We start from the raw sequence: 21,467 nt of genomic DNA on the forward strand, positions 1-21,467 counted from the left end.
ATGCCCGACCTGCGCGACGACGTGGCGGCCAAGGCTCTCGAACTCGCCGAGGCGGAGCCGGTCGGCACGTTCCGGCGCGGGCTGCAGACCCTGATCGAGAAAGCACAAGCCCCGACCATCGAGGAACGCTGGGCCGCGGCCGCAAAGAACCGACACGTCGCGCTCGAACTCGGCGTCGATGGCATGAGTGACCTGCACGTGCACGCGCCGACCGTGGAACTCCACGCGATCAACGAACGGGCCACCGCGATCGCCAAGACCATGGTCGGCCGCGACGGCGAGACCCGAACCCTGGACCAGATCCGCACCGACGTGATCTGCGACCTCCTCATCGATGGCGTCACCGATGCCATGCCCGCCGAAGCACGTGGCATTCGGGCGTCCGTCGTGGTCACCGCCCCGGTGATGGCCCTCATCAGCGACAAAGCGGCGCTCGCATCGGATTTGCCAGTGGTGGAGGGCGTCGGACCGATCCCGGTATCGGTCGCCCGGGAACTGTGCGGCGGGGACACCCAATGGATGCGAATCCTCACCCACCCCGAGACCGGAATGGTGCTCTCCGTCGGCCGCGACCAGTACCGACCCCCCGCCGCGTTGCGGAAACTGATCAAATGGCGGGCCAACCGGTGCATGGCACCCGGCTGCGGAATGCCGGCATCGAGGTGCCAGATTGATCACAACGTCGCGTGGGAACACGGCGGCGAAACCTCCCTACAGAACCACGCGCCGTTCTGCCTCGGGCATCACATCGTCAAACACCACGGCGACTGGGAGGTCAACCAGATCCCTGGCAGCGGCGGCGCGATGGAATGGATCTCACCCACTGGACGCCGGTACGTCGTCCAACCCGAACGCAAGGTCCCGGTCTTCACCGTCGACCCGGCGCGCGATCCCGAACCCGTCGCGCCGTTCTGAGCCTCTCACCCGCTTGGCCCACCGGTCGTTGAGCGACACTTCCACTCGCTTGGCTCGCTCAGTGCGGGTCTACGCGAGACGAAACGCTGAGCCCTCGAGACACGTTTCGTCTCCTCGCTGCGCTGCTCGCTCAACGACCGGAACGGGCCCAGCGATGTCGAGCACGCCGCTACGGCCGGATGCCGCGGTACGCCCGCGTGCGGTACGGCAGGTCCACGACCTCGGCGCCCGCATCGTCCACGCGTCGCTGGGAATCGAACAGTTCCTCGACTGCCGCCAGAATGCGCGCCCGCTCCGACTCCTCCGCCGTGATGACGTAGCTGCGCGACGACACCATGTCGAGGAAGGCGCCACGCCCAAGGGTGCGCGACCACGACCACGACCGCTCCTCCAACCCGTCGAACGGATCGTCGACCCGCACCCCGTCGCCCCCAAGCATCTCCTCGGCGTGACTTCCGTGCATCGCCGCGGTCAACCGCGCGACCCACGGCACCGAGTCGTCGCGGATGTTCCACACCAGCCCCAGCACACCGCCCGAGCGCAGCACCCGCCCCGCCTCCGCGGACGCCGACGGGACGTCAACCCAATGCCACGCCTGTCCGTAGAGCACCGCGTCGAGGGATGCGTCGGGAAGCGGCATCCGCTCCGCACTTCCGACGAAAGTCGGCACACCGGGCACGTGCGATCGCAGTTCGGCGAGCATCGCCGGATCGGGATCGATCGCGACCACCTCGGCGCCGAGCCCAGCGACGACACGGGTGAGCTTGCCGGTGCCGGCACCCACGTCAGCGGCTCGCAACGCGCGTCCGTCGTGGTGCACCGGCTGCAGCATCCACTCGACGGACTCAAGGGGATAGTCCGGACGCCCGACCTCGTATCGACTCGCCTGGGACCCGAACGAGAGGGCCATCTCCTCGCGATCTGCCATGACCCGAGCCTACGACGAGGTCCATACTGAAGCCGTGGACGACTGCTGCGGACCACCGACACCGGACGGATACGAGCGGGAGTTCGACGCTCGATTCGCCGGAAGACTCGCGCGCGAGTACCGCGAGGACGGTCTGACGCCCGCAGCGCGCCACATCGTCGACATCGCTCAATCGAACGACCTCGACGGCGCATCGGTGCTGGAGATCGGCGGCGGGGTCGGCGCGATCCAGGTGGAACTGCTGCTTCACGGCGCCTCACGGACGACCAACCTCGAACTCTCGGGAGCGTACGAGACCGAGGCCGCGCACCTGCTCGATGAACACGGGCTGCGGGCACGCGCTGCGCGAGTGGTGGGAGTGGATCTCGCAGTGACGCCCGACGCCGTCGAGCCCGCCGACATCGTCATCCTTCATCGGGTGGTGTGCTGCTACCCCGACTACGATGCCCTCCTCTCCGCCGCCGCCGATCGCGCCCGCCGCGCCCTGATCTTCAGCCACCCGCCACGCACCTGGTACACCCGCTCCGCGATCTGGGCGGAGAACCTGATGTACCGCGTGACGGGCAATCCGTTCCGCTCGTTCATCCATCCGCCCGAATCGATGATCGACGTCCTCGGTCGCAATGGGCTCGAGCCGCGCTACCGGTACCCCGATCGGGTCTGGTCCGTCGTCGGCGCGGTGCGGGCGTAGCGACACGCCGTTCCGCCCGGCGCGCCTCCGTGCCCACACGCCCAACCCGGGTGACGCTGAAGCGTGCCCCTGGATTTCACCGCGATCGACTTCGAGACGGCGAACTCCAGCAGCGCATCTGCCTGCGCGGTCGGACTCGCCCGGGTCCGCGACGGCCGCGTGGTCGCCACGGCCGGATGGCTCATCCAGCCTCCCCCTGGACACGATGACTTCGTCGAGTTCAACACCGGCATCCACGGCATCCGTGCTTCCGATGTCAGGGGCGCGAAGGGGTGGAGCGCGCAGCTCGACGACCTCGCCGCGTTCGCGGGCGCTGACGTCCTCGTCGCGCACAACGCCGGCTTCGACATGAGCGTGATCCGGCGCGCGTGCGAGGCGACTGGCGACGATTGCCCGCCCTATCGCTACATGTGCAGCCTGCTGGTCGCGCGCAAGCTCTACGACCTGGAGTCCTACCGACTTCCCTCGGTCGCTGCGGTCGCCGGCTTCATGGACTTCGCGCACCACGACGCCGCCGCCGACGCCCTCGCCTGCGCGCACATCATGATCGACGCCGCCGGCCGGGCAGGGGCATCCGACCTGTTCGAACTCGCCGCCACGACGGGCGTACGGATGCCGCGCATCCCGGTCGCGGCGAAGGTCGTGGCTTCAGCGGCCGAGCCGGCAGCCGAGCCGGCACTCCTCGACTTCTCCGCACTCGCCGCCGCCGTCGCCTGACCCGCACGGCGCGCCGACCCCCGATGTCGGAGGCCTCACGCATCCTGATCCCATGGACGCACTCGTCATCTCCCTCCTCGCGATCGGATGCCTCGCCGCCGGCGCACTGGCCGGCTGGTTCACCGCGCTCGCCCGAGCCGCCGCGCGCACGAGCGATGAGCACAGCCAGCTGATCGCGCGACTGGCCGCCGCCGAAGCGACCCGCCAGGGAGTGCAGGCCCAGCTCGACCACCAGCAGCTGCTCTACCGCGAACTCGCAACGCAGACGCGCACCGACCACGCCGAGCGCGAGGATCGCGACCGGCGCGAACAGGCCGTTCTCCGCGCCCTCGCACCGGTGAGCTCCACGCTGGAGACGATGCAGCAGAAGGTCGAGCTGCTCGAACGAGAGCGACAGCTGCAGTTCGGCAGCGTCGCCGAGCAGCTGCGCCGCGCCCAGGAGTCCGACGAAGCCCTCCGCGCGACGACCGAGTCCCTGGCCGGCGCCCTGCGCTCCGGCGCGACGCGTGGCGTGTGGGGCGAGACTCAGCTGCGCCGCGTCGTCGAAGCGGCCGGGCTCACCCGCTACGTCGACTTCGACACCCAGACATCGATCACGACGGATGCCGGGGCCGGCCGCCCCGACATGGTCATCCGTCTGCCCGGCGACAAGGCGCTCGCGGTCGATGCGAAGGTGCCCCTCGACGCCTACCTCGAGGCGAGCGCGATCCCGTTCACCGCGCAGGGCGCCGAGGGCGCGCGTCGCAAGAGCCTGCTCGAGAAGCACGTGCGGGCCGTCCGAGCGCACGTCGACGCGCTCGCGAAGAAGACCTACTGGGCGGGCCTCAGCTCTAGTCCCGAATTCGTCGTGTGCTTCGTGCCCAGCGAATCCCTGCTCGCCGCCGCGCTCGAAGAGGACCCGTCGCTGCTCGACTACGCCTTCAGCAAGCGGGTCGCGCTGGCCTCCCCCGTGAATCTCTGGGCGGTGCTGAAGACTGTCGCCTACACGTGGACGCAGCAGGACGTCTCGCAGGAGGCCCGGCAGCTCTTCGACCTCGGCAACCAGCTCTACGAGCGTCTCGGCAGCCTCGCCGGGCATGCCGATGACCTCCGCCGGGCGATCGAGCGCACGGTCGACAGCTACAACAAGTTCACCGGCTCGCTCGAGACGCGCGTGCTCGTGAGCGCCCGCAAGTTCCCGGGGATCGACGCCACCAAGCTCGACGCCCTCGCAGCCCCCGCGGTGATCGACCGGGCAGCGCGACGACTCACCGCCCCCGAGCTGATCGACACGGACGACGACGATCACCAGTTGCCGATCCAGGACGCGAAAGTTCTCACCGCGGATCTCGGCGACCTCAGAGAGCGGATCTCATTCCCGGAGAGCGATGCGCTCCCCGCCTGGCACGGCTCAGGCGCCGCCGGGGATGAGGCTCATGAGCAGGATGACGCCGACTGACACGACCACGAAGGCGCCGATCATCCACCAGGCCGACACCTGGTGACCTTCATCGCGGCGCACGCGGAAGAACACGTCCGGGCGACGAGCCGGGTCGGTGGCGTCGGCGACGACCGCGTGTGCGCCGGTCTGCGGATTCGAGCTCTGAGCATCCAAGAGCGTCCCCTTCACGATCGGCGCGCCGGTGCCGGCGACTCTCTGATTGTGCCAGACCCAGCACGAACTGTGCCGGAACCGGTGCGGGGATGCGCCAGACGAGGCCGCGTGGTAATAGGGGTCAGATCAGAGCCACTTCGACGTCAGGTGCTCCGAGGCGATGCGGCGCAGCGTGCCCGAAGCCCCGCGGATGACGACGCTCTCGGTGTAGATGTACCCGCCCTCGCGCCGCACACCCGCCACGAGTTCGCCGTTGGTGACTCCGGTGGCGACGAACAGCGTGTTCTTGGCGGTCACCAGTTCATCTGCCTCATAGACGTATCCGTCGAGGCGCAGACCGGCATCCTTGCCCTTCTGCTTCTCGTCGTCATCGCGCGGCCACAGGCGTCCCTGGATGTGTCCACCGAGGGCCTTGATCGCGCACGTCGTGACGATGCCCTCAGGGCTTCCGCCGACGCCGACACACATGTCGGTGCGCGCATTGTGGCGCGCGGCGTTGATGCCACCGGCCACGTCACCGTCCGACATCAGACGCGTGCCGGCACCAGAAGCCCGGATGTCCGCGATCAGCTGCGCGTGGCGCGGCCGGTTGAGCACCGAGACCACGATCTCGTCCACCGGCTTGCCCAGCGCCTTGGCCAGCAGCCGGATGTTCTCGCCGACCGGCAGCCGGATGTCGACCACACCCACGCCGGCGGGGCCGGTGACGAGCTTGTCCATGTAGAAGACCGACGAGGCGTCCAGCATCGTTCCGCGGTCGGACACGGCGATGACCGACAGCGCGTTGTTGCGACCTTCTGCGGTCAGCGTCGTTCCATCGATCGGATCGACCGCGATGTCGCACTGCGGACCCCGGCCATTGCCGACGTTCTCGCCGTTGAAGAGCATCGGGGCGTCGTCCTTCTCGCCCTCGCCGATCACGATCACACCGTCGAAGTTGACAGTCGTCAGGAAGGCGCGCATCGCGTCGACGGCGGCACCGTCGGCGAGCTCCTTCTGCCCCCGGCCGATGAACGGCACGGCGCGAATCGACGCAGCCTCCGTGGCGCGAACCAGTTCCATCGCAAGATTTCGGTCGGGATGCAGCGGGCTCATGTCCGCGGTAAGACTCACCATGGCCCCACCCTATCGACGAAGGTTGCCACGTCGCTCTAGAATCCGGTGTCGCGCGCGCGAAGGAATTGCAAATCTTTCCCGAGGAGAAGGACGCCCATATCTCCAGGCGCCTCTTCGGGACATCCCGCCGCGGCACCCCGCTTCGCTAGAGTTGCTGTGAACGCCGAGACCAAGGAGTTGTCATGCCCGTCGCCACCCCCGAGCAGTACGCCGAAATGCTGGATCGCGCGAAGGCGGGCGGCTTCGCCTACCCCGCGTTCAACGCCGCCAGCTCACAGAGCGTGAACGCCATCCTCCAGGGCCTCACCGAGGCCGGGTCGGACGGCATCATCCAGGTCACCACCGGTGGCGCCGACTACTTCGCCGGTCACACCGTCAAGGCCCGCGCGACCGGCGCTCTCGCCTTCGCGAAGTTCGCCCACGAGGTCGCCAAGAGCTACCCGATCACGGTCGCGCTGCACACCGACCACTGCCCCAAGCCCGCACTCGAGGACTTTGTGCTGCCGCTGGTCGCCGCGTCCGAGCAGGCCGTCGCCGATGGCGGACACCCCATCTTCCAGTCCCACATGTGGGACGGCTCAGCCGTGCCGCTCAGCGAGAACATCGACATCGCCAAGGAACTCCTCCCCCGCCTGAAGGCGATCAACGCCATCCTCGAGGTTGAGATCGGCGTCGTCGGCGGCGAAGAGGACGGCGTCCAGCACGAGGGCTCGAACGATGCCCTCTACACCACCACCGCCGATGTGTCGCAGGTCGTCGAAGCCCTCGGCCTCGGCGATCAGGGCCGCTGGATCGCCGCGCTCACGTTCGGCAACGTGCACGGCGTCTACAAGCCCGGCAACGTCAAGCTGCGCCCCGAGCTGCTCGGCGAGATCCAGGCCGGCATCGCGTCGGCGTTCAACACCGGCGCGAAGCCGCTCGACCTCGTCTTCCACGGCGGCAGCGGCTCGACCGCCGAGGAGATCGCACTCGCGGTCGCGAACGGCGTCGTCAAGATGAACATCGACACCGACACCCAGTACGCCTTCACGCGTGCGGTCGCGGGCTACATGTTCAAGAACTACGACGGCGTGCTCAAGGTCGACGGCGAAGTGGGCAACAAGAAGGCCTACGACCCCCGCGCCTGGGGCAAGGTCGCCGAGACCGGCATGGCAGCGCGCGTAGTCGAGGCCACCCGGCAGCTCGGCTCGCACGGCAAGTCGCAGAGCTGACCGTCGACACCCACTGAACAGACGAGGGACCTGGGCTGGATCAGCCCGGGTCCCTCGTCAGTTTCACGCGGGGAGCAGGGCCTTCTCGAGCGCCGGCCACACCGCGGGATCGGTCATCAGCGGCACGATCATCAGGCACGCCGCGGCGAAGGTGAACACGACGCCGCCGACCAGCGGCACCCACCATCCCCGGTGGCCAGACCGCATCCGCAGCCAGGAGAGCGCGGCGGTCAGCAGCCAGCCGACCCCGAGCACCACGGCCGCGGCAGTCCCCCACACCTGCGCGCCCGCCGGATCGGTGAGCGTGACGTTCACCCCCAGGATCGAGAAGAACGACGATGCGAAGCCGGCGTAGTCGAGGTACGACGGGATCTGCGTCACCACGGTGAACAGGCCGTACCCGAGCAGCATCCAGGTCACGACGCGGTCGAGGTTGCGCCGGCGCACCGCCTGGTCGGAGGTGTCGGTGTGAGCGAGCGAGACCGTGCCGGTCGCCGTCGCGGGCCGACGCGACGCCGGCTGCTTCGCCACCGGCGCGACAACCGCCGGCGGAGCAGGCGTCAACGCGTGACCCTCCTCGAGCGCGCGCGACGCGTCGGGCTGCTTGATCCGGGCGCGCTGCTCCTCCGGCGTCGCATACTCGCCGTACTGGGGACGYGCGGGACGATCCGGGTCGGTGGGGATGCTCATGAGCGGATCCTCCCACCGATGGCACGGTCGTCACGCCGGCCATCGGCATCCTGACGCAGCTCCTTCGGGAGCGAGAACAGCAGGTCCTCCTCCGCGGTCCGCACCTCTTCGATGTCGCGGTAGCCGGCGCCGGCGAGCTGCTCGAGCACTTCCTCGACGAGCACCTCGGGCACCGACGCGCCACTGGTGACGCCCACCGTCTCGACGCCGTCGAGCCACTCCTGCTTCACCTCRTCGGCGTAGTCCACGCGATACGCCGCCTTCGCCCCGTGTTCGAGGGCGACCTCGACGAGGCGCACACTGTTCGACGAGTTCGACGAGCCGACGACGATGACGAGATCGGCATCCTTCGCGACCTTCTTGATCGCGACCTGACGGTTCTGGGTCGCGTAGCAGATGTCGTCCGACGGCGGATCCTGCAGCAGCGGGAAGCGCAACCGCAGCCGCCGCACGGTCTCCATCGTCTCGTCGACCGAGAGCGTCGTCTGTGACAGCCACACGACCTTCGACGGATCGCGCACCACGACGGTGTCGGCATCGGCCGGCGAGTTGACGATCGTCACGTGCTCGGGCGCCTCGCCCGCGGTGCCTTCGACCTCTTCGTGTCCCTCATGGCCGATCAGCAGGATCTCGAAGTCGTCGCGGRCGAACCGCACCGCCTCGCGGTGCACCTTTGTGACGAGCGGGCAGGTCGCGTCGATGGCGCGCAGACCCCGATCGGATGCCGCGGCCACGACGGCCGGCGACACCCCGTGCGCGCTGAACACCACGTGCGCGCCTTCGGGCACTTCGTCGACTTCCTCGACGAACACCGCACCTTTGCCCTCGAGTTCGGTGACGACGTGGATGTTGTGCACGATCTGCTTGCGCACGTACACCGGCGCGCCGTAGCGCTCCAGTGCCTTCTCGACGGCGATGACGGCACGGTCCAYGCCCGCGCAGTATCCGCGGGGGGAAGCGAGGAGCACCCGCTTGTGTCCGGGCACCGGGATATCCTGGAGACTCTCCCGCCGCCTGGGCACTCGCGGAACGGGCAGGCTGACTGCCGGGCGTGCCGATACGACGGCAGAGGGGGTGCTCACCTGTTGATTGTACGGGCGTGGCTCCGACCTGGTCCTGGACGTCCGCCGAGCGAAGGGCCACGATGACGATCTTCCAGCCCGATTCCACGACCGGCCAGGCACCCGCGCCAGGGTCGATCCACCCCCGGGAATCGACCGTCGACACCCCTACGTCGGTGGCCCGGCTCAACGACACGATCCGCGGCTTCATCGAGAAGTGGGGCTTCGTCTGGGTCGAGGGCGAGATCACCGGCTGGAACCTGCGCAGCGGCAACGTGTTCGGCCGGTTGAAAGACCTCGACTCCGACGCGACGATCTCATTCCGCCTCTGGTCCAAGACGCTGCAGCGCACCCCGGGCGACCTGAAGGTCGGCGATCACGTCATCGCGTGCGTCAAAGCCGACTACTTCGTCAAGACCGGCGACTTCACCTTCACCGTGTCGTCGGTGCGCCACGTCGGTCTCGGCGACCAGCTCGAGCGTCTCGAACGGCTGCGCACGCAGCTCCGCGGCGAGGGGCTGTTCGATCCGGCGCGCAAGAAGCGGCTCCCGTTCCTCCCGCAGGTCATCGGGCTCATCACCGGTGAGAAGTCGGATGCCGAGAAAGACGTTCTTCGCAACGCCGAGCTCCGCTGGCCGCAGGTGCGGTTCCGCACGATCCACGCGGCGGTGCAGGGCGACCGGTGTGTGCCTGAGACGATCGCGGCGCTCAAGATCCTCGACGCCGACCCCGAGGTCGAGGTGATCGTCATCGCCCGCGGCGGCGGCGACCCGCAGACCCTGCTCGGGTTCAGCGACGAGACGATGCTGCGGGCGGTGGCCKCGGCATCCACCCCCATCGTCAGCGCGATCGGCCACGAGAACGACCGCCCCCTGCTCGACGACGTCGCCGACCTCCGGGCCTCCACCCCGACCGACGCGGCGAAGCGCATCGTGCCGGACGTGTCCGAGCAGCGTGCTCTCGTCGCGCAGCTGCGGTCGCGGCTGACGACGCGCCTCACCCATCGGCTCAGCCACGACATCGCGCAGCTCGAGCAGCTCCGCTCGCGGCCGGCGCTGCGCAGCCCTGAAGCGATGCTCGACTCGCGCGCCCAGCTCGTGTGGCAGCAGGTGTCGCGCGGCCGCGAACTCGTCGACCGTGCGATGCAGACCCAATCTCGCCGCGCCGCGGAACTCCGCGCCGCGCTGCGCGCCCTCTCCCCAGCCTCGACCCTCGCGCGCGGCTACGCGATCGCCCACCTCTCCGACGGCCGGATCGTCCGCGATGCCGCGCAGGCGCCGGCGGGTGCCGGCATCGCGATCACCGTCGGCCGAGGCTCGTTCGCGGCGCGTTCCGAGGGCGAGATTCCGGAGAGCGCAGCGGATGCCGCGTCCGCCCCCGCGCCCGGGTCCGAGGCGGCGCCGAACTAGGATGGAAGACATGGCTGTGTCGAGCGAGCAGACCCCAGAGGTCGCAGATCTGTCGTTCGAGCAGGCTCGCGATGAGCTCGTTCGCGTGGTTGCCGAACTCGAGCAGGGTGCACCCACGCTGGAGCAGTCGCTCGCGCTGTGGGAGCGCGGCGAAGCCCTCGCAGCGCGCTGTGAGGAGTGGCTGCTCGGCGCGAAGCGCCGGCTCGACGCCGCCCGCGCCGGCGCAGAAGGCACTCCCTCGTGATGGCGAAAGCACCGCGCGTCGTCGCCGAGCTCGGTCGCCCTGAGACCCCGGAAGAGACCGCCGCGCGCAAAGCGGAGTTCTCGGCGAACTACCGATCCAGCCAGACGTTCCGCAACCTCATCGCCGCGCTGCTGGCCACGCTCGCCATCGTCGCCGTGATCATCTTCGCGGTCCCGCGCGGTGAGATGCCCGCAGCGAAGCCGATCGACGTCGCCACGGTCGCCGAGCAGGTGGAGTCCAGCGTCGGGCACACCGTCCTCGTGCCCGACGTCCCCCAGGAGTGGATCGTGAACGGGGCGGCCGTCGAGGGCGACTCGGTGCGCGCCTGGACGATCGTCTACGTCCCCGATGACGCCGACGGCTACCTCCGGGTGGCGCAGGGGTTCGATGCCGATCCGGCGTGGCCGACCCGTGTGCTCCAGGGAGCGAATGCCGACGGCACCGTGACGATCGACGGCGTCGAGTGGACCACCTACGACATCCCCGACCCTGAGCGTGCCGGCAACGTCTCGGTCGCGCTCAGCACCCAGGCGGGCGACGACACCGTCGTCATCTACGGCAGCTCCGGGCAGAAGACCGCGGAGCTGGCCGCCTCGGCGGTCGCCGAGCAGGTGCGCGAACTCAACGAGGAGGGTCGATGACCGACAGGCCGACACCGCAGAAGGTGTGGAACGAGATGCGGCGGGGCAATGCCCGCTTCGTCGCAGGTGAGCCCGAGCACCCCCGCCAGGACGTCGAGCACCGCAGCGAACTCGCCGCCGGTCAGACGCCGCGCGCCGCGCTGTTCGGCTGCTCGGACTCGCGCCTCGCGGCGGAGATCATCTTCGACAAGGGCCTCGGCGACCTCTTCGTGGTGCGCAACGCCGGACAGGTCATCTCCGACTCGGTCATCGRCAGCCTCGAGTACGCCGTCGCAATACTCGATGTGCCCCTGATCGTCGTGCTCGGACACGACGAGTGCGGCGCAGTGAAAGCGGCCATCGACAGCATGCGCCTCGACACCCCCGCCCTGCCCGCGCACATCTGGCGCCAGATCTCCGCGATCGTGCCGGCCGCACGCCGGGTGCTGCGCGGCGACTTCGACATGACGCCCGAGACCGTCGACGCCGAGCAGGTCGGCCGCGAGCACCTGCGCGACACCGTCGCCGAACTGCTCAACTCGTCAGACCTCATCTCGGGGGCCGTCGCCGCGAAGCGACTCGCGATCGTCGGAGCCAACTACCGGCTCGGCGAGGGCACGGTGGTGCCCGACATCATCGTGGGACCCGCGACAGACGCCGACACCCGCTACGCCTAGACCCGCAGGGGCGACCCGCGCGGCCGCATCCGCACCGAACGAACAGGAACAATGAAGTGACCGACACCGAGTACCGCATCGAGCACGACACCATGGGAGAAGTGCGCGTTCCGCTGCACGCCCTGTATGCCGCGCAGACACAGCGCGCCGTCGAGAACTTCCCCATCTCCGGCAAGGGCCTGGAGTCCTCGCAGATCGCGGCCCTGGCCCGCATCAAGAAGGCCGCCGCCCTCGCGAACAAGGAGCTCGGCACGCTGGACGCCGGCATCGCCGACGCGATCGCCGCAGCGGCCGACGACGTCATCTCCGGCGCGTTCGACGCCGAGTTCCCGGTCGACACCTACCAGACCGGCAGCGGGACCTCCTCGAACATGAACATGAACGAGGTGCTCGCGACGCTCGCCACGCGCAAGCTCGGCGCCCCCGTTCACGCGAACGACCACGTCAACGCCTCCCAGTCGTCGAACGACGTGTTCCCGACCTCGGTGCACATCGCGGTGACCCAGGCCCTCATCGACGACCTGATCCCGGCCCTCGACCACCTGGCCGTAGCCCTCGAGCACAAGGCCGAGGAGTGGAAGTCCGTCGTCAAGTCGGGCCGCACCCACCTCATGGATGCGACCCCGGTCACCCTCGGTCAGGAGTTCGGCGGCTACGCGCGCCAGATCCGCCTCGGCGTCGACCGGGTGCAGTCGGTGCTCCCCCGCGTGGGCGAGGTGCCGCTCGGCGGCACCGCGGTCGGCACCGGCATCAACACGCCGCTCGGGTTCCCCCAGAAGGTCATCGCGATCCTCGCCGAAGAGACCGAGCTGCCGATCACCGAGGCCAAGGACCACTTCGAGGCCCAGGCCAACCGGGACGGCCTGGTCGAGGCATCCGGTGCCCTGCGCACCATCGCCGTCTCGCTGACCAAGATCAACAACGACCTGCGGTGGATGGGCTCCGGCCCCAACACCGGGCTGGGCGAGCTCCGCATCCCCGACCTCCAGCCCGGCTCGTCGATCATGCCGGGCAAGGTCAACCCCGTCGTGCCCGAAGCCGTGCTGATGGTGTGCGCGCGGGTGATCGGAAATGATGCCACGGTGGCCTGGGCCGGCGCCTCCGGCTCGTTCGAATTGAACGTCGCGATCCCGGTGATGGGCACGGCGCTGCTCGAATCGATCCGGCTGCTCTCCAATTCAATGCGTCTGCTCGCCGACCGCACGATCGACGGCCTCGAAGCCGACGTCGAGCGCGCGGCCGCGTATGCCGGGATGTCGCCCTCGATCGTCACGCCGCTCAACAAGCTGATCGGCTACGAGGCGGCCGCCAAGATCGCGAAGCACTCGGTCGCGAAGGGAATCACCGTGCGGGAAGCGGTGATCGACCTCGGCTATGTCGAGCGCGGCGACCTCACGATCGAGCAGCTCGACGAGAAGCTCGACCTCCTCTCGATGACCCACCCTGGCTGATGATCGCGAGCGTCTGCACCAGCCGGAACCTCCGCGGGGCGATAATCGGGGTGTGACCCGCACGCCCAGACCCATCTCGGCGCGCGCGCGCATCCTCGGGGCCATCCTCGCGGTCGCGTGCGTGGGCCTCGCCGTGGTCGGCAGCGTCACCTTCCTCGCGCAGCGTGAGCGGGTGCTCGACGACGTCAACATGCGACTCCGCGCGCAGGTGCAGGCACTGCAGACCCTCGCCCGTCCGACGGATACGACGGAAACGCCGGACACAGCGGACGACGGCACCGCGACAACTGTCGAGCCCCTCGACATCGACGCGTACGAGACGGTCGAAGAGTACCTGCGCGCGGCGGTCGCCCGGCTGGTGACCGGCCCCAATGAGGGCTCGGTGGGGGTCATCGACGGTCACCCGCGCTTCGTCCCGCAGACGCTGTCCGGGTTCAAGCTGTCCGACGACACCGCGCTGATCGAGCGCGCCGTGCGCGAGGCGACGGCGGAGGGCGGCACCGTGATCGGCACCGCGTCCACGGCCGAAGGCCCACTGCGCTACATCGCGGTCCCGATCGAGATGCCCGGCGATCCGCAGAAGGGCGTGTATCTCCGGGCGGTGAAGCTCGAAGCCGAGCTCGGGTCGGTGACCTCCACGATCACCACGTATTGGATCGCCGCGGTCGCGGTCCTCATTGCCATCGCCATCGTCGGCTGGTTCGTCGCCGGCCGACTGCTGTCTCCTATTCGCAGCCTCCGCGACGCCGCCGACTCGATCACGATCAGCGATCTCTCCCCCCGGCTCCAGGCCGAGGGGAACGACGACATCTCCGATCTGACCCGCACCGTCAACTCGATGCTGGATCGCCTCGAGGGCTCGGTGGATGTGCAGCGGCAGCTGCTCGACGACGTGCGGCACGAGCTGAAGACGCCGATCACGATCGTGCGAGGGCACCTGGAGATGATGGACTCGCACGATGTCGCCGATGTGGAGAGCGCGCGCGAGATCGGCATCGCCGAACTCGATCGCATGACCCGACTCGTCGACGACATCGATCTGCTGGCTGCCGTCGAGGGCGACCAGTTCGCGATGGACGAGCTCGACCTGGGCGCGCTCACCGCCCGTACCGGGGAGCTGGTGGCGGTGATCGCCGGGCATGACTGGCGGGTCGAGGCGATCGGCACCGGCAGCATCCGAGGCGACCATGATCGACTCCTCCAAGCCTGGCTTCAGCTGGCGGACAACGCCGCGAAGTACACCCCCGAGGGATCCATGATCGAGATCGGCAGCGCCATGGACAACGACGGCGCACGCCTCTGGGTGCGCGATCACGGACCGGGGATCGCCCCCGCCGTCCGGCACCGCATCTTCCGCCGGTTCGACCGGGCGCACGGCAAGCGGACCGTCGGCGGGTCGGGCCTCGGACTTGCCATCGTCGACGCCATCACGAAGGCGCACGGCGGGCGATGCGTCGTCACCGACACCGACGGCGGCGGCGCGACCTTCACCATCCACCTCCCGCTCCCGAACACGGAGCTGCCCCGCCCCGTGCGAGCAGGCGACGTCGTGCTCCAGCGGGAGGCAGCCGGATGACCACCATCCTCATCGTCGAGGACGAGCAGCGGATCGCCGCCTTCGTCAGCCGGGGGCTGCAAGCCGCCGGATACCAGACCGAGATCGTCGACGACGGGCTCGAGGCGCTGGAACGCGCCCAGCAGCCGGACATCGACCTCGTGCTCCTCGACATCGGCCTGCCTTCCATGGACGGGCTCGAGGTGCTGCGCGAGCTGCGCGGCCGCGGCAGCGCGGTGCCGGTGATCATGCTGACCGCGCGATCCAGCACCCGTGACACCGTCGAGGGACTGGATGCCGGCGCCAGCGACTACGTCCCGAAGCCGTTCACGTTCGACGAGCTCCTCGCGCGGGTGCGGTCGCGCCTGCGCGACACGGTGGGAACTGCACCCACCGCACTGTCGCACGGTGACATCGTGATGGACATCCTGGCCAGGCGCGTAACCGTCGGGTCCAGGGAAGTGGAGCTGTCCGCCCGGGAGTTCGCGCTGGCCGAGCAGTTCCTGCGCAGTCCCGGCCAGGTGCTCAGCCGCGAGGTGCTGCTCAGCCGCGTATGGGGCATGGACTTCGATCCCGGCTCCAACGTGGTGGACGTCTACGTCCGCTACCTCCGCACGAAGGTGGGCGCCCACCACATCGCGACGGTCCGCGGCGCCGGCTACCGCTGGGAGTGATTCGGCACGCCTGCGCCTGACCCCGGTCCGTGAGCCCACGAAGAAGCCCCCGGTGCTGGGGGACACCGGGGGCTGGGGAGGGCGCGGAGCTGGGGGACTCCGGCCTGGTCAATCGCCGTCTGGGGGAACGTGCGATCGACTTCTCTTCAATCCGGATTGCTCTTTGAGCTGATGTCCGGATGGGTTACCCGCCTTTGCGGGCGTCTGTGCGGCCGACTTATCGGCCGAAGTCTTGTTCACCTTGTCGTGCTTGGTGATTTCTGCCGGCTGGGCGGCAGGCCCTGCGGCGGCGCCCGCGGAAGTGACCGCGCCGGACAGGACGGCGGGCTCGGGAGCCGGCACCGTCTCGGTCGTGGGGACCGGAACCGGAAGGACGATCGAGGCCGGCGGGTTCGCCGCAACGGTGGCCAGGGGGGAGGCAACCGACGGGACGGACGCGGCGACTCGAATGGCGGGCAGGCCGGTCGAGGCGCCAGGCACTTCCGCGATCGCGGCGGCGTTGGCCATCGCAACGGCGCTGAGGACGGCGACGACCGCAGCGCCGGCGAAAAAGCCGCCGGCTGCGAACCTCGCCCTTGCGTCCACGTGCCATTCCCCAATCAGATCCCAGCCCGAATCACCCCGGACTCCGCGATCCCTTTCGCTTCCTCAATGGTCGCAGACCATCGCCCGACGATGGGCCGGAACCGATGAGACTTTCCTCATATTCGAAGCCGGCGCATAGCCCACGCAAAGGGGCCGGGATGCGGCATCCCGGCCCCCACGCTGCGACTGCTCAGGCGATCTCGCCGGCCTCCAGCAGGTCGGTGACGAGCGCCGCGATCGCGGACCGTTCCGACCGCACCAGCGTGACGTGGCCGAACAGGTCGTGGCCCTTGAGCGTCTCGATCACCGAGGCGACACCGTCGTGGCGACCGACCCGAAGGTTGTCGCGCTGACCGACGTCGTGAGTGAGCACCACCCGCGAATTCTGCCCCATGCGGCTCAGCACCGTGAGCAGCACGTTGCGCTCCAGCGACTGCGCCTCATCGACGATCACGAAGGCGTCGTGCAGCGATCGCCCGCGAATGTGGGTCAAGGGAAGCACCTCGAGCAGGCCCCGCTCGATGACCTCCTCGACCACGTTGGACGAGACGACCGAGCCGAGGGTGTCGAACACCGCCTGCCCCCAGGGGTTCATCTTCTCCTGGGCGTCGCCCGGAAGGTAGCCGAGCTCCTGCCCGCCGACCGCGAACAGCGGCCGGAAGACGATGATCTTCCGCTGCTGCTGGCGCTCCAGCACGGCCTCGAGGCCCGCGCAGAGGGCGAGCGCGGACTTCCCCGTTCCCGCACGCCCTCCGAGAGACACGATGCCGACCTCGGGGTCGAGGAGGAGATCGATGGCGATGCGCTGCTCGGCGGAGCGACCGTGCAGACCGAACACGTCACGGTCGCCCCGGACGAGCCGGTAGCCGCCGTCCCCGGTCACCCGTCCGAGTGCGGATCCGCGCTCGGAGTGGATGATGAGCCCCGTGTTCACGGGGAGGCCCTTGACGTTGTCGCCGGTGGCCACCTCGCTCTCGTAGAGGTCGCTGATGTCGTCACCCGAGACGTCGATGGTGGCGATGCCGGTCCAGCCGGAGTCGACCGCCTGCTCGGCGAGGTACTCCTCGGCGGAGATGCCCAGCGAGGCGGCCTTGACGCGCATCGGGAGGTCTTTGGAGACGACCGTGACCTCCTGCCCGTCCTGGGCGAGATTCATCGCGACCGCGAGGATGCGGGTGTCGTTGTCGCCGAGGCGCATGCCGCTCGGGAGCACCGAGGCGTCCGTGTTGGTCAGCTCGACGCGGAGGGTTCCGCCTTCGCCCACGGGAACCGGGAAGTCGAGCCGGCCGTGCTCGACCCGGAGTTCATCGAGATGTCTCAGCGCCTGCCGGGCGAAGTACCCGATCTCGGGATCGTGCCGCTTGCCCTCCAACTCGGTGATCACCACGATCGGGATCACGACGTTGTGCTCGGCGAAGCGGAAGAACGCCCGCGGATCGCTCAGCAGCACGGAGGTGTCCAGCACGTAGGTGCGCAGATCCTCGCTTTGCTCGAAAGCCTCGTCGGCCGTCTCGCGGTGCTGCTTCTGTGGTGCTCGTGTGGTCACAACCCACTCCCGCCCCGGGCGGATCACCCGGCGGTCACGAGTCGACCATGGGGTCACGAGTCGCAATCCATAAGGCCGACTCGATCAGGCACCTTGCCCGATGCCACGAACGTACGTCCGGCCGACGACAGACACGCCCAAGACACGCTGTGCTCCGGTTACGAATATGTGAACTCCGGATGCCGCGGCGCCGGTCGCCGGCTGGATGGCGGGTCGCGTCACCAGACCCGGGCCGCGGTGAACGCGGCCAGGGCGTCTCCGAACAGACGCAGCGTGTCGGCGCCGGTGCCCACGTGCGGCGAAACGCGCACCATGCCGCCGCGGACCGTGACGGTGAGCCCGTGGTTGGACAGCGATGCGGCCAGCGGCCCGACGTCCTGGGGCTCGGGCGCCAGCGCGACGATCCCGGCCCGGTACTGCGGCTCGCGCGGCGTCAGCACGGGGATCTCGTAGCGATCGGCGAAGAACATGACGTCTCCGGACCGTGCGGTCAGCTCGCTCTCGATCGCCGGCAGACCCACGTCGAGGATGTCGCGCAGTCCGCTGGTCAGCCGGGCGAACGCGAGATGGTCCGGGCCCGCCACGGTGAAGGCCTGCGCGGACGGGGCCGGCGCGGGGACGCTGTCCAGCGGCAGGTCTCCTTCGGTGCCGGCGAACCCCGAGAGGACGGGCGTGATCCGCTCGAGAGCGCGCTCCGAGAAGGCGACGAAACCGGTCCCCCGGCCGGAGCGGAGCCACTTGTAGCCGTTGCCGGCGATGACGTCCGCGGCATCCCAGTCCGCGTCGACGACACCCGCACCTTGGATCGCGTCGACGATCAGCAGCCGGTCGCCGATGACGTCGCGGAGCGCCGACAGGTCGGCGCGATAGCCGGTGCGGAAATCGACGAGGCTCACCGCGACGGCCTGCGTGTCGTCGGTGAGGGCGTCGCGCACCGCCTCGGGTGTGACGAACCCGCGGTCCGGCTCGAACCACTGCACCTGGATCGACCCGAGCGCCTCCGCGGCGCGGGACGCGGCGACGGTCAGGCTCGGGAACTCGGCGCGGGACACCAGCAGACCACCGGCGAGCCCGTAGATCGCCTGCATGAGCCCGTAGGTCGTGGAAGGCTGCAGGGCGATCTGCGCGGCATCCGTCCGCAGCAGAGTGGCGAGCAGCTCGCGCGCTTCCCTGGCATGATCGCCCACGAGATCGATGCCCGATGGTCGCCCCGACCCGAGCAGCTCGGCGTCAGCATGCACCTCGGCGCGCACCGACGGCGAGAGCGGGCCGAATGCCGCCCAATCCAGATATCCCGGCTCGCCGTCGAAGGACCCCAGAAACGACTCCCAATCGGTCACGTTCACATTCTGGCATGCGACCCCGCAATGGCAGGGCTCAGCCGCCGAATCGTCGATCTCGCGACGTGTAGTCGCGGATCGCGCGGAGGAAGTCGACCTCGCGCAGATCGGGTCCGAGCGCCTCGACGAAGTAGAACTCGCTGTGCGCGCTCTGCCAGAGCAGGAAGTCACTCAGCCGCTGCTCCCCCGACGTGCGGATCACCAGATCCGGGTCCGGCTGGCCCCCGGTGTAGAGGTGCTCCCCGATCTGCTCCGGCGTGAGGCTCTCGGCGAGCTCCTCGAGCGATCCGCCTTCGCCGCCGTGCTGGGCGATGATGCTGCGGACCGCGTCGACGATCTCGGAGCGCCCGCCGTAGCCGACCGCGAGATTGACGTGGAGGCCGGTCTTGTCCCGGGTGCGCTCCTCGGCATCGGCAAGCGCACGCGCCAGCGGCGCCGGCAGCAGATCCGCCCGTCCGACGTGCTTGACCCGCCAGTCGCGCTCATGGGAGAGCGCGCCTGCGAGCTCGGCGATGATCTCGATGAGATCGGACAGCTCTTGAGTGTCGCGCTTGCGGAGATTGTCGGTGGACAGCAGATAGAGCGAGACCACCCGCACGCCGATCTCGTCGCACCAGCCGAGGAAATCGCGCATCTTCGCCGCACCGGCGCGGTGACCGTGTGCCGCGGAGTCGTAGCCGAGCTGGCGCGCCCACCGGCGGTTGCCGTCGATCATCATCGCGATGTGCTGCGGGACCGCCTCCCGCGGGAGCCTGCGGCGAAGGCGGTTGATGTAGAGCCGGTAGAGGGGGCCTCGGCCCTCGTTCGACACGGTCACACGCCTACGGTACCGCGACCGGGGACGGCGCACCGATCTCGCGTGCCCCTGCCGGAATACTCCGAGACGTATGCTCATGCCGTGGCCCGCAGCGCGAAATCCCAGACCCCGCCCGACGAGGGCGCGGAGATGCCCCAGCTTCCGCTGCTCGAGGACGCCGAGGCCGTTGCGACCGTCGACCTCAAGCCCTCGTGGCGCGGCTGGATCCACGCCGCCACCTTCCCGGTCGCGATCGTCGCAGGCATCGTCCTCGTCACTCTCGCCCAGGGTCCGGCCGCCAAATGGTCGTGCGCCGTCTTCGCGCTGACCTCGCTCCTCCTCTTCGGCAACTCCGCGCTGTATCACCGCTTCAATTGGGGTCCCACGACCAAGGCGGTGCTCAAGCGCATCGACCACGCCAACATCGTGCTGCTGATCGCGGGGACCTACACGCCGATCGCGGTGCTCGCCCTGCCGACGAGCCAGGCCGTGCTGCTGCTCTCACTGGTGTGGGGCGGCGCGGTGATCAGCATCCTGTTCCGCGTCTTCTGGATCAATGCGCCGCGCTGGCTGTACGTCGCGCTCTATCTGCTGCTGGGCTGGGCGGCCGTCATGTACCTGCCGCAGCTCTGGGGCGCGAGCAAGGCGATGGTGATTCTGGTGGCGATCGGCGGGCTGCTGTACACCGGCGGCGCGATCGTCTACGCGATGAAGCGGCCGAACCCCTGGCCGCGCCACTTCGGCTTCCACGAGATCTTCCACGTGTGCACCGTGCTCGCGTTCCTGTGCCACTGGACGGCGTGCCTGATCATCGCGGTCGACCCGCTCTACCCGTAGGCCGGCGCTCAGCGCTCGGGGGCGGCGCCGTCGTCGTCGGCCGGCGCGATCGGGGATTCGCCGTGCCGAGCGGCTTCTTCTTCGGCGTCGAGCATCTCGTCGACCTCCGAGCGGATCCGTGCGCGACGGATGCGGCGCATCATGTCCCACACCAGCAGCATCGCGGCGACCGCGACGAACGCGATCGCGACGAACCCGGACGGTCCTGGGGTGACGAGGGCGGGGTCCACGACCGGGGTCGGCGTACCGGTCACGTCCGAAACCGCAATCGTGAGTGCGGCGAACGTCTGGTGCATCGTGTCCTCTGTTCCGCGGAAGCGCATAGCCTGGAACCTCCACCCTAATTCGCCGAACGGGACCCGATGTCAACGACGCAGGAGATGCTCGACGAGCGGTACGGCCGCCGTCGCTCGCCGGTCGCGCGCTGGATCGGCGGCATCGCCATCGCCGTGGTCGTCGTGGCCGCGGTCGCGTTCCTGTGGCAGACCGTCGCCACCTCCGCGCAGAGCGTCTCGGCCGATACGACGCGCTTCGACGTCGTGGATGAGCACACGGTCGAGGTCCACGTGCAGATCTCCGCTCCGGCCGGCGCAGCCGTCGCCTGCGCTCTGGAAGCGCAGGACGTCGAGCACGGCGTCGTGGGCTGGCGGGTCGTCGAGTTCGCGGCATCCGACGCTCACACGCAGGCGTTTCAGGAGCGGGTTCCGACCGTGGCCGAGGCGACGACAGGTTTTGTCAACTCCTGCTGGGTGACGTAGTCTGACCGGACCGTAATCGTTGGTGACGCCCTGGCCAGAGCCGGGGCGTCTG

At 69.2% G+C, this 21,467-nt stretch carries 24 protein-coding genes; 14 read left to right on the forward strand and 10 right to left on the reverse strand.

Annotated features, from left to right (window positions below; genetic code table 11):
- Positions 1–915: HNH endonuclease signature motif containing protein (locus AC1DVT_RS05115; protein WP_477387073.1), on the forward strand; the 915-nt coding region annotated here is incomplete at its 5' end.
- A gap of 169 nt (positions 916–1,084) precedes the next feature.
- Here AC1DVT_RS05115 and AC1DVT_RS05120 read toward each other — a convergent pair.
- Positions 1,085–1,843 carry a class I SAM-dependent methyltransferase gene (locus AC1DVT_RS05120; protein WP_477387075.1) on the reverse strand — a complete coding sequence of 253 codons (759 nt, stop codon included), beginning with the start codon at positions 1,841–1,843 and terminating at the stop codon, positions 1,085–1,087.
- On the opposite strand from AC1DVT_RS05120, the gene AC1DVT_RS05125 reads away from it, so the two are divergent.
- The 3 genes from AC1DVT_RS05125 (at position 1,842) to AC1DVT_RS05135 (ending at position 4,689) form a co-directional block, all read left to right on the forward strand.
- Positions 1,842–2,534, forward strand: a complete 693-nt coding sequence (locus AC1DVT_RS05125; RefSeq protein WP_477387077.1) for a class I SAM-dependent methyltransferase — start codon at positions 1,842–1,844, stop codon at positions 2,532–2,534. The genes AC1DVT_RS05120 and AC1DVT_RS05125 overlap by 2 nt on opposite strands.
- A 63-nt stretch (positions 2,535–2,597) precedes the next feature.
- The gene (locus tag AC1DVT_RS05130) at positions 2,598–3,251 is read left to right on the forward strand and encodes an exonuclease domain-containing protein (RefSeq protein ID WP_477387079.1); all 654 of its coding nucleotides are present in this window, start codon (positions 2,598–2,600) and stop codon (positions 3,249–3,251) included.
- A 52-nt stretch (positions 3,252–3,303) separates the two neighbouring features.
- Positions 3,304–4,689 (forward strand): DNA recombination protein RmuC, encoded by a 1,386-nt coding sequence (locus AC1DVT_RS05135; protein ID WP_477387081.1) that lies wholly within the window; start codon positions 3,304–3,306, stop codon positions 4,687–4,689.
- Here the strand turns inward: AC1DVT_RS05135 and AC1DVT_RS05140 are convergent.
- Together AC1DVT_RS05140 and glpX are read right to left on the reverse strand one after the other, a co-directional pair.
- A complete protein-coding gene (locus tag AC1DVT_RS05140) occupies positions 4,642–4,845 on the reverse strand; it encodes a UDP-N-acetylmuramyl pentapeptide phosphotransferase (RefSeq protein WP_457101592.1) in 204 nt (67 codons plus the stop codon). The genes AC1DVT_RS05135 and AC1DVT_RS05140 overlap by 48 nt on opposite strands.
- Positions 4,846–4,971: 126 nt before the next feature.
- The gene (glpX, locus tag AC1DVT_RS05145; protein ID WP_457101591.1) at positions 4,972–5,961 is read right to left on the reverse strand and encodes a class II fructose-bisphosphatase; all 990 of its coding nucleotides are present in this window, start codon (positions 5,959–5,961) and stop codon (positions 4,972–4,974) included.
- Between the two features lie 182 nt (positions 5,962–6,143).
- Between glpX and fbaA the strand changes: the two genes are divergently transcribed.
- On the forward strand, positions 6,144–7,172 hold the full coding sequence (fbaA, locus tag AC1DVT_RS05150) for a class II fructose-bisphosphate aldolase (RefSeq protein ID WP_477387083.1): 1,029 nt from the start codon (positions 6,144–6,146) through the stop codon (positions 7,170–7,172).
- A gap of 63 nt (positions 7,173–7,235) precedes the next feature.
- Here fbaA and AC1DVT_RS05155 read toward each other — a convergent pair whose 3' ends face one another.
- Positions 7,236–7,862, reverse strand: a complete 627-nt coding sequence (locus AC1DVT_RS05155; RefSeq protein ID WP_477387085.1) for a DUF6264 family protein — start codon at positions 7,860–7,862, stop codon at positions 7,236–7,238.
- The gene (locus tag AC1DVT_RS05160; protein WP_477387116.1) at positions 7,859–8,899 is read right to left on the reverse strand and encodes a 4-hydroxy-3-methylbut-2-enyl diphosphate reductase; all 1,041 of its coding nucleotides are present in this window, start codon (positions 8,897–8,899) and stop codon (positions 7,859–7,861) included. The genes AC1DVT_RS05155 and AC1DVT_RS05160 overlap by 4 nt, the downstream gene beginning before the upstream one ends.
- A gap of 107 nt (positions 8,900–9,006) precedes the next feature.
- Between AC1DVT_RS05160 and xseA the strand changes: the two genes are divergently transcribed.
- Genes xseA through AC1DVT_RS05195 form a run of 7 tightly spaced genes read left to right on the forward strand, consistent with a single transcriptional unit; the run spans position 9,007 to position 15,553 of the window.
- Positions 9,007–10,332, forward strand: a complete 1,326-nt coding sequence (gene xseA, locus AC1DVT_RS05165; protein WP_477387118.1) for an exodeoxyribonuclease VII large subunit — start codon at positions 9,007–9,009, stop codon at positions 10,330–10,332.
- A gap of 10 nt (positions 10,333–10,342) precedes the next feature.
- Positions 10,343–10,576, forward strand: coding sequence for an exodeoxyribonuclease VII small subunit (locus AC1DVT_RS05170; protein WP_457101588.1), 234 nt, complete (start codon positions 10,343–10,345; stop codon positions 10,574–10,576).
- A complete protein-coding gene (locus AC1DVT_RS05175; RefSeq protein ID WP_477387087.1) occupies positions 10,576–11,217 on the forward strand; it encodes a DUF4245 family protein in 642 nt (213 codons plus the stop codon). Before AC1DVT_RS05170 ends, AC1DVT_RS05175 begins: the two co-directional genes overlap by 1 nt.
- Entirely contained in the window at positions 11,214–11,873 is a 660-nt protein-coding gene (locus AC1DVT_RS05180; RefSeq protein WP_477387089.1) for a carbonic anhydrase, read from the forward strand. Before AC1DVT_RS05175 ends, AC1DVT_RS05180 begins: the two co-directional genes overlap by 4 nt.
- Before the next feature lie 56 nt (positions 11,874–11,929).
- Positions 11,930–13,324, forward strand: coding sequence for a class II fumarate hydratase (locus tag AC1DVT_RS05185; RefSeq protein WP_457101585.1), 1,395 nt, complete (start codon positions 11,930–11,932; stop codon positions 13,322–13,324).
- 52 nt (positions 13,325–13,376) lie between these two features.
- Complete coding sequence (locus AC1DVT_RS05190) at positions 13,377–14,900, forward strand: sensor histidine kinase (RefSeq protein ID WP_477387091.1); 1,524 nt, start codon at positions 13,377–13,379, stop codon at positions 14,898–14,900.
- Positions 14,897–15,553: a response regulator transcription factor gene (locus tag AC1DVT_RS05195; protein WP_477387093.1), complete on the forward strand. Its 657-nt coding sequence runs from the start codon at positions 14,897–14,899 to the stop codon at positions 15,551–15,553. Before AC1DVT_RS05190 ends, AC1DVT_RS05195 begins: the two co-directional genes overlap by 4 nt.
- Before the next feature lie 108 nt (positions 15,554–15,661).
- Here the strand turns inward: AC1DVT_RS05195 and AC1DVT_RS05200 are convergent, their stop codons facing one another.
- From AC1DVT_RS05200 to AC1DVT_RS05215, 4 genes are all read right to left on the reverse strand, one after another.
- Positions 15,662–16,060, reverse strand: a complete 399-nt coding sequence (locus tag AC1DVT_RS05200; protein WP_477387095.1) for a hypothetical protein — start codon at positions 16,058–16,060, stop codon at positions 15,662–15,664.
- A gap of 268 nt (positions 16,061–16,328) precedes the next feature.
- A complete protein-coding gene (locus AC1DVT_RS05205; RefSeq protein ID WP_477387097.1) occupies positions 16,329–17,684 on the reverse strand; it encodes a PhoH family protein in 1,356 nt (451 codons plus the stop codon).
- Positions 17,685–17,902: 218 nt separating this feature from the next.
- Positions 17,903–19,024 (reverse strand): aminotransferase class V-fold PLP-dependent enzyme, encoded by a 1,122-nt coding sequence (locus AC1DVT_RS05210; protein WP_477387098.1) that lies wholly within the window; start codon positions 19,022–19,024, stop codon positions 17,903–17,905.
- Positions 19,025–19,061: 37 nt separating this feature from the next.
- A complete protein-coding gene (locus AC1DVT_RS05215; protein WP_457101579.1) occupies positions 19,062–19,841 on the reverse strand; it encodes an isoprenyl transferase in 780 nt (259 codons plus the stop codon).
- A gap of 129 nt (positions 19,842–19,970) precedes the next feature.
- Here AC1DVT_RS05215 and trhA point away from each other — a divergent pair, with 129 nt between their 5' ends.
- On the forward strand, positions 19,971–20,657 hold the full coding sequence (gene trhA, locus AC1DVT_RS05220) for a PAQR family membrane homeostasis protein TrhA (RefSeq protein ID WP_477387120.1): 687 nt from the start codon (positions 19,971–19,973) through the stop codon (positions 20,655–20,657).
- A gap of 8 nt (positions 20,658–20,665) precedes the next feature.
- Here the strand turns inward: trhA and AC1DVT_RS05225 are convergent, their stop codons facing one another.
- Entirely contained in the window at positions 20,666–20,953 is a 288-nt protein-coding gene (locus AC1DVT_RS05225; RefSeq protein WP_477387100.1) for a hypothetical protein, read from the reverse strand.
- 66 nt (positions 20,954–21,019) lie between these two features.
- On the opposite strand from AC1DVT_RS05225, the gene AC1DVT_RS05230 reads away from it, so the two are divergent.
- Entirely contained in the window at positions 21,020–21,415 is a 396-nt protein-coding gene (locus AC1DVT_RS05230) for a DUF4307 domain-containing protein (protein ID WP_477387102.1), read from the forward strand.
- The last annotated feature ends 52 nt before the right edge of the window (positions 21,416–21,467 follow it).

The organism is Microbacterium sp. P2_F9, from assembly GCF_056403635.1.